This is a genomic window from Flavobacterium sp. HSC-61S13 (assembly GCF_024171535.1).
Taxonomy (GTDB): Bacteria; Bacteroidota; Bacteroidia; order Flavobacteriales; family Flavobacteriaceae; genus Flavobacterium.
Map to the genome: position 1 here is coordinate 1 of NZ_JALJZV010000026.1, position 12,563 is coordinate 12,563.

Below are 12,563 nucleotides of genomic sequence, written 5' to 3' on the forward strand. Positions count from 1 at the left end.
AAAGACCTAGCGAAAGACCTAGCGAAAGACCTAGCGAAAGACCTAGCGAAAGACCTAGCGAAAGACCTAGCGAAAGACCTAGCGAAAGACCTAGCTAAAATTCTCTACGATAAAAACTATTGAAACAGCACTGAAAAAGACTTCAGAACGCATTACAGTATCACTCCGCTGCAGTATCATTTTTACTCTTTTTAAAGTCAACGGGTGACACTCCGTGATAAGCTTTAAAAACGCGGTAAAAAGAAGTCCGTGAATTAAATCCGCTCTCCGTACCCACATCACCTATAGAAACCTTGCCGTCGGTTTCTCTAAGCAGTTCGGAAGCGTGTAGGACGCGGTAGTTGTTGATATATTTATTAAAATTAGAGTCCAAAACTCCGGTCAACACCTGTGTTAAATGATGTTTTGTGATCTTAAGTTTTCGAGCAAGGCTATCAATAGTTAACTCGGAATCCAAATACAACTTATCACTCTCCATCAATTTATTTAATCGAGCAAGATATACCATTGCTTCTTGATCGCTAATACTCGATTTTTCGTATTTTTTCTTTACTACACTACCGCTTTCAATAATTTCAATCTTCTTGATTTTAGCAGGAGTTTGCAAATCGTTTAAATCATTACTTTTAAAAATGGTCAGTACATGATACCTAAAAACAACAGCCGCGATTAAAAACATCAAGAAATAGATAACCAATCCATCAATATAGCTTTTATCACCTCTTGTTCGTTCGTTTTCAAATACTAAACTCAAAAAGATCAGCGCAACAATGACCATGATTTTTACGGCATAATTCGTTACCAACTTCAGTTCTTTAGTGTCGAAGGAATTATTAAATTTAATAAAGCCATATAAGGCATAAATGATAAACTGTATACCAGCGCCTAAATACAGAATTAATAAGTACGTAGAGATGTACGAACTAAAGTATTCCAAATCAGTTAAAAAAACGATATATACTAGACCAAAAATCACAGCAGGAATCAGGTGAACCAGAACAATAGAAACATTCCAATTTCCAGACTTTTTCAACGCTAACAAGGACGCGTAGAAAAAAGGTCCGTAGAAAAGACTAAAAGGAGCTGCAATATCTGCGAAAGGCACCTCACTAAATGCGTAGCGAACAACACAAACATAAAGGCTATGAAACACTAAGAAAACTAAAAAAACAGCTACAACTTTATCGAATAACGAACGTTTTCTGAAATGAAGGTTCAAATATAAGGTAGCCAACGACAGTACTATAACAGCGGTTAGAATTAAAAAAAAACAGTATGGGAGTAAATCGCTATTGCTCAAAATGTACGAATATTATGCATATTCTCTATGCGAAAACTAGATGGAGTCTGTCCTACAAATTGCTTAAAATACTTATTAAAAGTAGATTTTGAGTGAAATCCACATTGAAACACCAAGGCTTCAATCGTAAAATTTTCTTTGTCTAGCAACATTTTTTTGGCATGATGAATTCGATGCTCTCCTAGAATAGCATAAAATCCAGTCTGCATTTCCTTATTCATCACATCAGTCAAAATAGCACGCGGAATATCAACCTCTACAGACATGTCTTCAAGTGTAAAATTAGCTTGAAGGTATAGATCCGAATTTTCAAAAAACAGTTTTATCTTGTTTACTTCTTCGACACGAAGTGATTCCGTCGCTGGAGCTGGAATTACTTTATTCCCATCAATCTCGATTTTTTCATCAATTTCTTCGTCTAACTCAAGGGTTGATTTTTTTGCATTAAACAACAAATACAACAGAAAACAAATTACTATTGAGAGCATTCCTACTATAAGAAATTGCTTGCTAAAACTGAATATCTTAACAACGTTATTCTCTAAGAACTGAATAAAAAGCACTAGCGAAACCACCCCTAAATAAAATGTACAAAAACTAACAAAAATAGTATAACTATGGAAATGGCTTTTTGCGACATAAGACTGCTTTAATCGCAATCGAATCAGGAAACCATACGTCATCAAGGACAAAGCATCCAAAAAACAAAACAAATTCACTATGATTCCACATAGTTAACCAAAATAAAAAACATGCCAAGAGTATATGTAAAAAAGAAACTCGAAAAAAAGAAATTTTAATATTGTTGGTTTTACTAGTGTATAAATAGAGCAGTGGTCCGACAAATAAGTCAACGTATACGGGGATATCTAAAAAAATGAAGAATAATTGCAATAATAAAACCCCTAAAATGATCTTTAAAATCACATTAAATTGAAAAAAAGTATTTTTTCTAAATTCCGTCAACAAAAGTTTAATTGTCATAAAATCTAACTCTTATTTTTTACAGTTAAAATTCACAAACGAGCGACTGCAAATTTATAGGAATATAAACGATTAAAAAAACTATCTCTGTTTTACTTTAAGCAAAACATTGACAGTTTACATATCATTCCATACTCACTAAGTACAACAATTCGTTTTATGTGAATAAATTTATAAAAAAAACTTTCAAAAAACAAGTTAAAAACAAATGCAATTACGAATAATCGAACCCAATTATCAGATTTTTAATTTTTAAGGTGGTATTTTAGCAAAAACCACCTTAAAAAAAACAGACAGACCGAGGGCTAAATACTATCTGTTCAAAATAGCATAAATCGCGAAAGTTCCCAACCAATGACTTCCCATATAGTCATCATTTGATATATTTCCGATAGAATATTGGTAATGACTTTCCCCTACTTTTTCTAAATAACTGAGCTCTGGTAAAACTTTTGATATATCATAAAAGCAACTCGCCCTACTAAAATTCAAACCGTCTAAATGAACCAGCTTCCCATCGGTTCGATCGGAAACCTCAGCGGGCATTAAAGCAAAATCAGATTTAAACAACTGCGGTAAAAACTTTTTTAACCAGATTCGATATTCCACTTGCGGCAAAATCTTTGTCAATAAGCGCGCTTCCTCTAAACAAGGAGACAGAAAATCATAACCACTCGGTTCATAAGTCAGACTACAGCTCACATCGTTGACAAACAAACGTTTGCTTTGACTAACCAACAGCGCTTCAAAATCTTTATCTTCCACTGCGCGCGCATAATCTAAAGCCAGCGATAAGGAGAATGCAGAGTTATCATGTTGCCCTGTGCGTATCGGATACATCAACTTCGGCAGATACACCGTATAACGCTCCACCATTAAATCCGATAGCGGTCTTAAAATCTTAGCCCATCTGTGATACTGTGGATCATCGGATTGTTCCAACGTCTGTTGCAAGGCAAACATCCAAGCCCAGCCGTAGGTTCGTTCAAAACTGGTATTATTGACATCATTAAAGAAATTGATTTCTACTTGAACGTTTTCAGCAGTAATATGTTGGTCAAGCAAATGACGCACTTGTCCATCGCTATCCAATTCCGGAAAAAGCTCCATCAAAGTAACTATAGACCAATATCCGTGAACAGCAGAATGCCAATCAAAACACCCATAGAATAAAGGACGTAAAGTTTTTGGTGATTTTAAATCCTTGCTACTGCCCAGCACTTGCCCCAATTTATTTGGATATTCTTGTGTTAAACAGTGAACAGGCAACTCAAAAATCCGCTTGGCCAATTTAACATCTAACAATTGCGGAACAACAACCCTATCTTTAACAATTTGTTTTTCATCCGTTTTTTGCTGACAGGACAGTAACAACAATGAAATAAAAAGGAACATACTTCTCATGTAATTCGATTTTTAAGATTAACAACTCTATTATAATACGCCAATTTCAAGAAATCACGATCTCTTGCGCGTACTTCAATTTATTCGTCTAAAGATAGTCAACAATTTATCCTATTTGCACGATCAATTCCGCAATACTCTCTAGCAACTTGCGCATACCCCCTTTATTATCACCGAAGTGGCCTGCGATAATAGACTGTAACAAACCTATTTTTTTATATCTTTATTAAAAATTTTAGAAGATGAAAAACACACTAATAAAAAACGTATTCCTCTGTTTTCTAGTAGCTAGCACCGCATTACTTTCTAGCTGTTCCGATGAAAACCTTACCACCTCTACAGCCTTAAAGGTCATAGAAAATTACTTAGCTGAAAAACCGGTATATGAAACGACCTCCCTTTCGTTAGGCAGCCTAAAATTGCGTACTACTAAGGATGCATTAGAAATTGAGCATTACAAAAACCTAGAGAAGAAAGGATTGATATCCTTTGAAGAAGAAAGTATCAAAAAGAAATGGTTGTCCAAAGATAGCATTTGGAATACATCGATTGTGATCACAGATCTGGCTAAACCTTATATAATTGATCAAAAATCATCCAAAGTCACTGTGAAAACGGTGGTTTATGAATTAGACAAAGACCAGCCCTTACAGATTAACAACAAAAGCAAACGCACGGCCAACATTACGGTCATGTTGTTCAAAAAGGAAACCCCCTTCTCCATATTAGCAGAAGACAAAAATCCAAATTCCAATTTTATCACTCGAAAATTCAAATTAAAATACGACGAGCAATATGGCTGGGAAGTTGCAAAATAGCGTTTCCCTTTAACCCTTAACAACCTATATTCAACACCTATTAATACAAATAGTTAACTCACCTCATGAAAAACATCAGCATACTGGCGCTTGTTCAGGCTATACTCGCTTTAATTTGTGGCATACTCATGTCTAAAATGTCGTTTATTGGACGTATGGGCATCAATTTTTTACACCGAGATTATTTAATTTTCAAAACTTGGTGGAAAACGGCCTTAGCCATATTAGCCATACAGTTGATCTTAATCTTAATTTTAGTCATCGCTCGATCACTAAGTGCTTCAAAAGTGAATCGTTTGATTTGTATCTTGTTTCTAATTTTTGGCTTTATTGGAGCTTATGCCACCTATATTGACTTTACCACAACCACTCATAAAATGATGAAAGGCAGTTTTCACAGCGGGGGCTATCTGTTTTGGTTGGGTTGGCTGATCAGTTGTTTATACTTTTTGATTTCGAGTACAAAGAAGAAAGTTTTGTTGTCGGACTTAGCCGTATCCCCATCAGAAACACCCGACAATTCTCAAAGTAATTAACTAACCTAGGCGTTGACAAACCAATAAAAAAATTGTTCAAAAAGAATAAAATATGTATGTTTACATCATTAAAATTTAAAATATGAAAAAATACGCTTTTATTGCAATAGCTTCAGTGGCATTTTTGACTTCTTGTAATGACACTAAGAAAGAGGCTGTGACGGAAGATCCGACAGCAACAGAAACACCAGTTACCAATGCTGCACCAGCGGGTCATTCTGAACATGATGGACATGACCACGGTACCACTCAGCAAGCTGAGGGAATGAATCCAGAACATGGACAACCAGGACATCGTTGTGATATTCCTGTAGGAGCACCATTAAACAGCCCTGCGGCAACTCAACCAAACGCAGCTGCTACAAGTGCACCAGCTCAAGCTCAACAACCATTTTTAGTTAATGACGGAGCTAAAGGGGCAACTAGTGCTGCTACTGGAAATTTAAATCCAGAACACGGACAACCGGGTCACCGTTGTGACATCGCAGTTGGTCAACCTTTATCCTAATTCAACTCATAAAAGACATAAAACCATCCTTCGGGGTGGTTTTTTTCGTTTAGATCAGCTTTGTCATAGAGTCTTACCAATAAAAAGTTTACCGTTACAGCGCGATTGCTTATTTTTGCCTATCAATTTGAAGCTAAATTCTACCATAATATGATACAAGACCCTAAAAGATATACGCTAACCGCGGCTTTACCTTATACCAATGGACCAATTCACATCGGACATCTTGCTGGTGTGTATATTCCTGGAGATATCTATGCGCGTTATTTGCGCTTACAAAATAAGGATGTTGCTTTTATCTGTGGAAGTGATGAACATGGAGTAGCTATTTCGATGAAAGCTAAAAAAGAAGGAATTACGCCTCAAGAAGTCATTGACAAATACAATCAGATCATCAAACAATCTTTTGAAGATTTCGGAATTTCTTTTGATAATTATTCGAGAACTTCATCAAAGATCCACCACGATACCGCTTCTGAGTTTTTCAAAAAACTCTATGAAGACGGGAAATTCATAGAAGAAGTAACCGACCAACTTTATGACGAGGAGGCTCAACAATTTTTAGCAGACCGATTCGTAGTAGGGACCTGTCCTAAATGTGGTAATGAAGAGGCTTATGGTGATCAATGCGAAAAATGCGGAACCACGCTTAACGCAACAGATTTAATCAATCCTAAATCGACTATATCCGGCAGCAAACCGACTTTAAAATCAACCAAACACTGGTTTTTACCTTTGGATCAATACGATGCCTTCTTAAGAGAATGGATTTTAGTAGGTCATAAAAACGATTGGAAACCCAATGTTTATGGTCAGGTGAGATCATGGTTGGAAGATGGCTTAAAACCGAGAGCCGTGACCCGCGATTTGGATTGGGGAATTCCAGTACCTGTTGCCGGAGCGGAAGGAAAGGTACTTTATGTATGGTTTGACGCACCAATTGGCTATATTTCTTCGACCAAAGAATGGGCCGAACGCGTAGGAAAAGATTGGGAACCGTATTGGAAATCCGCAGACACCAAATTGGTTCACTTTATCGGAAAGGACAATATTGTATTTCACTGTGTTATTTTTCCTGCTATGCTTAAAGCAGAAGGCAGTTATATTTTACCAGACAACGTTCCAGCCAACGAGTTTTTAAATCTTGAAGGTAACAAACTTTCTACTTCTAAGAACTGGGCGGTTTGGTTGCATGAATACTTGGTTGACTTTCCGGAGAAACAAGATGTTTTGCGCTATGCCCTAACCTCGAATGCTCCAGAAACCAAAGACAACGATTTCACTTGGAAAGACTTTCAAGCTCGTAACAACAACGAATTGGTAGCGATTTTCGGAAATTTCATCAACCGTGTTGTGGTATTGACTCATAAATATTATGAAGGGATTGTTCCTCAACCCAACGAGTTTTCTGAAGTTGATTTAGCCACTTTAGCAGAACTAAAAGCATATCCAAACGTGATAGCCAGCTCTATAGACAGATACCGTTTTAGAGAAGCGCTCGGAGAAATGATGAATGTAGCTCGATTGGGTAATAAATACTTAGCCGATGAAGAGCCTTGGAAGATGATCAAAGAAAATCCGGAACGCGTCAAAACTCAAATGTATGTAGCCTTACAAATCGCCGCTGCGTTAAGTACTTTGGCAGAACCGTTTTTACCTTTTACTGCGACAAAACTAAAATCGATTTTAAACCTACAAACAGCACTTACCTGGAAATCGATTACTGAAAAATCAGATTTGATACCAACCAACCATAGCATTGGACAAGCAACTTTGTTGTTTGCTAAAATTGAAGATGAAGAGATTCAAAAACAAATAGATAGGCTTGAAAATATCAAAATCAGCAATATTGCTGAATCCAAAGTAGTAGAACCTCAAAAAGAAGTGGCCCAATTCGAAGATTTCGCCAAATTGGATCTGCGTGTAGGTACTATTATTGAAGCTGCAAAAATGCCAAAGGCCAACAAATTACTGATTTTAAAAGTCGATACTGGAATTGATGTAAGAACGATAGTTTCAGGAATTGCAGAGCATTTTTCTCCAGAAGAAATCATCGGAAAACAGGTTACTGTTTTGGCTAATTTAGCGCCTAGAAACCTCAGAGGTATTGAAAGCGAAGGCATGATTTTAATGACAGAAAACAAAGAAGGAAAATTGGTTTTTGTCAATCCAGACGCGGAAGCGGTTAATAATGGTTCTACTATAAGTTAATATCTTCAAATGAAATATACACTTTTAATCCTTGGGATACTTTTATCGGTATCCCAAGTTTTTGGTCAAAAAAAAATTAATAATCTCGATTTAGACATCAAAGCCAACTCAGTAGTACACCCATTTTCTGACCAAGAGCAGCTACTGAACTACTTATTGATCAATAACAAATCAACCTCCAACATTTATAAATTAAATGCTAAAATGCAGGTTGAAGACTCTATACCTCACACCAAAATCGATTCAAAATATAAGGTGAATTCCGGTTCACTTATAGAGAATGGACAACCGGTACTATTTTGGTCAACAAAAAACAAAAATGCCTTTATCTCTCAAAAATTTGATTTTAAAAATCACCTATACGACACTCATGAATTTGAAATAAACCTAAAAAAGGAAAAGGTGTTGTGTCAATTTACTGCAGCAAACCAACTTTTCGTATTTACAGTACTAGACGATAGCAACTTAATTAAAGTGTATAGGTTTACCGATTCTAAAACGGTTAAATCACAGTTAATAAACCTGAATTCTCTTGTTTTTTACGATAAGGATTACAAAAAACAGAATCTTGATCAATTTCTAAAGTACTCATTTTCACTCGAAAAAACAGGATATGAGTCCTATGAGTTGCTGCAAATAGACAATGCATCTCCTACGCCACTTGGTTTAGCTACAAATAAGAAAAAATTCTATATTGAGGATAATGTACTGATGATCACCTTTGATCATCATATGGACTACACCGAAATAATCCAAATTGACCTAGGTACATACAAAGTCAATCAATTACACATTAAGAAACCATACATAAAAGTCGAATCTAGATATGAAATTAATAGTAATTCCTTTTTATACCAAAAAAATCTCGTACAAGTCAAGACTTCTGAATCCAAATTATTTTTAACCATAAAAAATTTAGAAGGTGAATTGATTTCCGAATACAGTGCAAACAAAAGAGAAGATATCCCTTTTATCGCTGAAAAGCCAACTTTACAATTCAATAAAAGAAATGGAAATACAAGAGAGATAAAAAAGACATCGGTACTTTTAAGTTATCTCAAAAACAATTCTATTGCGATTACTTGTTCTAAAAATGACGAGGGCTTCAATATCACTTTTGGGGGGATCGAGCCTCAAAATAAAGATGTCGAACTTTCGTCTGCTCTAAACGGAAATATGATAGAAACACTAATTTACCAAATATACTATAATTGGCCTAGCAATCCGCCCATGCAAAAATTGCAGGCTTTTTCTCAAGCGCGAGGAATTACGGCTACCATGCTAACAGACCCAAATTTCACATCCATCCCGGGTACTGTTAAACCAACGGTATATCAAAATATAAACGCCTATCTCCTTTCAAAAAAGTCTAGCTACAAATCGGAAATTCTATTTCAATTTCAACAAAAAATGTATTTGGGCTACTACGATACTACAATCAACCAATATAACTTTTTTGAATTCGAATAGATTTTTTATACATTATATCAAAAAGCCTTCGATGAAAACACTAAGAAGACTCTCGATAAAATTGAACAAAAAATGAAAGCAGTAGAAGCTCTTCAAAACAAATAGTTTCACATAACCCTAGTAGTCAATAAAAATCCATAAGTATAGCTGGTAAAAGCTTGTACTTATGGATTTTTAATTATAAACCTAAAAAAGGATTTACAAGAAGTCTTAATAGCTACTTGCCTGATCTAAAACTGCTCGGTCTTCAGAGGTCAGTTTAAGCTCCATCGCTTTGATGATGTCTTTTAATTGGGTACTGTTTGTAGCACTGACGATTGGTGTAGTGATTTCTGGTTTATTAATTTGCCATGCCGTTGCCACAGTTGCCATAGATAACTGATACTGATCCGCTACTTTTTCTAGAGCATCGAGAATACGGAGTCCTCTTTCATTGAGATATCCCTTGACCATATCCTTTCGTTTGCTTCCCTCTAAATCTTGCTCGGTCCGATATTTTCCACTGAGAAAACCACTGGCTAATGCGAAATAACTCATTACCGCCAAATTACCTTCTTGTACTATCGGTAAATACTCATTTTCGAACTTAGCTCTATCGTATAAATTATATAATGGCTGTACACTGATGTATTCCGCCCAATTATTGGCTCTTGCAATTTGATTCGAAGTCAGGATGCGTTGGGGCTCTAGATTAGAGGCACCTATAAAACGTACTTTTCCCTCGCGGATCAATTGATTGTAAACCTCCATAGTTTCTTCTTGACCCGTTTCTAAATCGTCATAGTGCGATTGATACAGATCGATATGATCGGTTTGCAGTCTCTTTAACGATGCTTCAATGCTTAGTCGGATATAAGCTGCCTTTAAACCCTTGGAGCCATCACCCATTTGTCCACCAACTTTTGTCGCCAGTACAATTTGATTTCGTTTCCGCGATTGCTTAAACCATTTCCCTATAATTTCTTCCGATTCACCCCCTCTATGTTGCGGTACCCAATACGAATAATTATTGGCCGTGTCTATGAAGTTTAAACCGTTATCAACCAAGGCATCCAACATTCTAAAGGACTCTTTCTCATCCAAGGTCCATCCGAATACATTACCTCCAAAGGATACCGGAGCGACCAATAAGTCCGATTTTCCAAATTTTATTTTATCACTCATCGTAGCTCGTTTTGTTTCTTAAATATATGAAATTCTGAATGATACATCAAAAAAAACAGGTTAAACTTAAGCAAAATAAAAACTATTTAGCCAACTGTTCTTGAATATTACGGTTAAATTGATCGTAATAATCCAAAACCACCCGCATGGTTTCAGCCGGTATATCTCCAATCACCAACGATCGCAATTCGGCCAAAATCCTCTGTGCTTGTTCTTCCATAGCTATTCCTTCCGGCGTCAGTTGAATCAATTTAACCCTTTTATCGGACTCCGTTTCACAGCGTTCTACCAGTTTTCGCTTACTCAAATTATTGATCAAATACGTCATGCTCACTTTGTCTTTAAGCAACCGATCTGCCAGTTCTTGCTGACTCTGATTGTCTTGCTGCCATAGGCAACCCAATACCTGAAGCATCTCTACGGTCAAATCAATTTGTGCTTCCTTAAATCTGCGACGCACTAAAATTCGATAAGCAGATCCCGTTAAATTGGACATTTCAAAAATCTCTGAAAAAACACTTCTCTTTTGTTTGGTGGCCATGGTCTGTGACGTTTAAATATGGTTTCGAATAAAATCTCCTCTTAGCGCTTGTCTCCATCGAACCTTCTTTCGGGTATTAATTGGAGGCACTTTAATCAGGAGCGTCAGTAAAATTAAGACAAATCCCGCTAAAATCACCGTTCCGAAAATATATTGCAACGACAACATGGTCGCCTCGGTTTTAATCGACAAATAGAGCTGTTGAATTCCCAACTGATGCGCTTGTACCCGATCTACTCCGGTGCTCAGTGCCTTATTAAAGGTTTGTAAGTATAAATGATGGGTTTGTGGCTGTGTGAAATCGACTTTTGAAGACAAACGAGTTGTAAAATCCACCAATTTGTAATTTAATAAGTTGCTGTATATACTGGCAAACAATACCGGACCAATAACAGAACGCACTAAAATCAACCAAAAAACAGAAGATAATCCTTCCCGTACGGTAAACCCTTGAGCCCCATAAGTGGCAATAGCTATATACGAAATACCCAATCCCATTCCTCTAAATGCTATGGGAACAAACAATTGTTCCTTTGCTATATAGGGATCCATCAGAAAATAAAATTGAATATGAGATATCATATAAGCACAAATCGCTATCAAATAAATCCCCTTAAAGTTGTTGCCGGTTTTAAACCAATAAAAACTCACGCCTGCCCCAACCAATATACCGGGTATCATAGCCATACCCAGTTCCGCCTGCGTTTGTATATTGTATTGTAGAAGATTGCTATAAAACACCGTTTGCAAACTGGTACTGGAATAAAACATACAAATCAAAAACATAAAACACAACGCATAATTAAAATGTTTGTTCCAAAACAAATCGATTCTGATAAAGGGGTGTTTTAATTTTCTTAAACGATCTTGCAACGCGTAAATCAATAGCGGCAGTATGCCAATTGCCACAATAATCTCTGGGGCGTCTAACCAATCTCTTACTTTTCCAAATGTCGCGACATAGGCTCCAAGCATTAATATTGCAGTGGTTAGGAACAGGCTAAACCAATCAAACATCTGAAATTTTATTTTTCTAGTATAGGGTTTATTGTGCACAAAAATCAAGACGATTAAAATCGGTATCAGCTGTAGAAATAGTATCGCATAATATCCGTATTTCCAATTATACATAAAGGCCAATACCCCCACTACATAATTTCCGATTTGTCCAAATGCGATCATAATTGGATACAAAAAACTGTACTTGATAAACGGTTGTCCCTTTGGCGCCAGAATCGGTGTTAGCAAACCCAATATTTCAAGTACGGCTATCATCCGCATGGCTCCTGCTAAAAAGCTGAGTAATACAATCAAATAAGGCGCTGTGACCACCGTTGTGATATATAATAACACGATTACACTAATATAAGTTCTCAAGAGTATAGTACGGGTTTTCAACATCCTTTTTAGCTGAAAAAACAGCGGTACTACCACCGCCATACCGATATAAGTTGCGTAGAAGGCATAGGTATACACCTCCTGAATATTCCCAGATTCGCTGGTTAAAACCGTTGCAATACCCGCATAGGTTCCCACAACCATACAAATCGGAATATTTAATGCAAAAGCCAATACAACGACCAACCAACGCGGCACCCAATCTTCAAAAACACCGGTATTATACATG

General features: G+C 36.5%; 12 protein-coding genes. 6 read left to right on the forward strand and 6 right to left on the reverse strand.

Annotated elements, in window-relative coordinates; translation table 11 throughout:
• The coding region (locus L1275_RS16625; RefSeq protein ID WP_371923509.1) for a PT domain-containing protein at positions 1–98 on the forward strand (98 nt) is incomplete at its 5' end.
• A 62-nt stretch (positions 99–160) separates the two neighbouring features.
• Here L1275_RS16625 and L1275_RS16085 read toward each other — a convergent pair.
• From L1275_RS16085 to L1275_RS16095, 3 genes are all read right to left on the reverse strand, one after another.
• Positions 161–1,234, reverse strand: a complete 1,074-nt coding sequence (locus L1275_RS16085; RefSeq protein ID WP_253475816.1) for an AraC family transcriptional regulator — start codon at positions 1,232–1,234, stop codon at positions 161–163.
• Positions 1,235–1,296: 62 nt separating this feature from the next.
• Positions 1,297–1,788, reverse strand: coding sequence for a helix-turn-helix domain-containing protein (locus L1275_RS16090; protein ID WP_253475819.1), 492 nt, complete (start codon positions 1,786–1,788; stop codon positions 1,297–1,299).
• Positions 1,789–2,596: 808 nt separating this feature from the next.
• A complete protein-coding gene (locus L1275_RS16095; protein WP_253475822.1) occupies positions 2,597–3,688 on the reverse strand; it encodes a DUF2891 domain-containing protein in 1,092 nt (363 codons plus the stop codon).
• A gap of 242 nt (positions 3,689–3,930) precedes the next feature.
• On the opposite strand from L1275_RS16095, the gene L1275_RS16100 reads away from it, so the two are divergent.
• From L1275_RS16100 to L1275_RS16120, 5 genes are all read left to right on the forward strand, one after another.
• Positions 3,931–4,506, forward strand: a complete 576-nt coding sequence (locus L1275_RS16100) for a hypothetical protein (protein WP_253475825.1) — start codon at positions 3,931–3,933, stop codon at positions 4,504–4,506.
• A gap of 65 nt (positions 4,507–4,571) precedes the next feature.
• Positions 4,572–5,042 (forward strand): hypothetical protein, encoded by a 471-nt coding sequence (locus L1275_RS16105; RefSeq protein ID WP_253475828.1) that lies wholly within the window; start codon positions 4,572–4,574, stop codon positions 5,040–5,042.
• An 82-nt stretch (positions 5,043–5,124) separates the two neighbouring features.
• Positions 5,125–5,550, forward strand: a complete 426-nt coding sequence (locus L1275_RS16110; RefSeq protein WP_253475832.1) for a hypothetical protein — start codon at positions 5,125–5,127, stop codon at positions 5,548–5,550.
• A gap of 111 nt (positions 5,551–5,661) precedes the next feature.
• Positions 5,662–7,761: a methionine--tRNA ligase gene (metG, locus tag L1275_RS16115; RefSeq protein ID WP_371923510.1), complete on the forward strand. Its 2,100-nt coding sequence runs from the start codon at positions 5,662–5,664 to the stop codon at positions 7,759–7,761.
• Positions 7,762–7,770: 9 nt separating this feature from the next.
• Positions 7,771–9,231 carry a hypothetical protein gene (locus tag L1275_RS16120; protein ID WP_253475855.1) on the forward strand — a complete coding sequence of 487 codons (1,461 nt, stop codon included), beginning with the start codon at positions 7,771–7,773 and terminating at the stop codon, positions 9,229–9,231.
• Between the two features lie 210 nt (positions 9,232–9,441).
• On the opposite strand, the gene L1275_RS16125 is transcribed toward L1275_RS16120, so the two are convergent.
• From L1275_RS16125 to L1275_RS16135, 3 genes are all read right to left on the reverse strand, one after another.
• A complete protein-coding gene (locus tag L1275_RS16125; protein WP_253475858.1) occupies positions 9,442–10,395 on the reverse strand; it encodes an aldo/keto reductase in 954 nt (317 codons plus the stop codon).
• Between the two features lie 82 nt (positions 10,396–10,477).
• Entirely contained in the window at positions 10,478–10,936 is a 459-nt protein-coding gene (locus L1275_RS16130) for a MarR family winged helix-turn-helix transcriptional regulator (protein WP_253475861.1), read from the reverse strand.
• Positions 10,937–10,948: 12 nt separating this feature from the next.
• The gene (locus L1275_RS16135; protein WP_253475864.1) at positions 10,949–12,562 is read right to left on the reverse strand and encodes a hypothetical protein; all 1,614 of its coding nucleotides are present in this window, start codon (positions 12,560–12,562) and stop codon (positions 10,949–10,951) included.
• Between the last annotated feature and the right edge of the window lies 1 nt (position 12,563).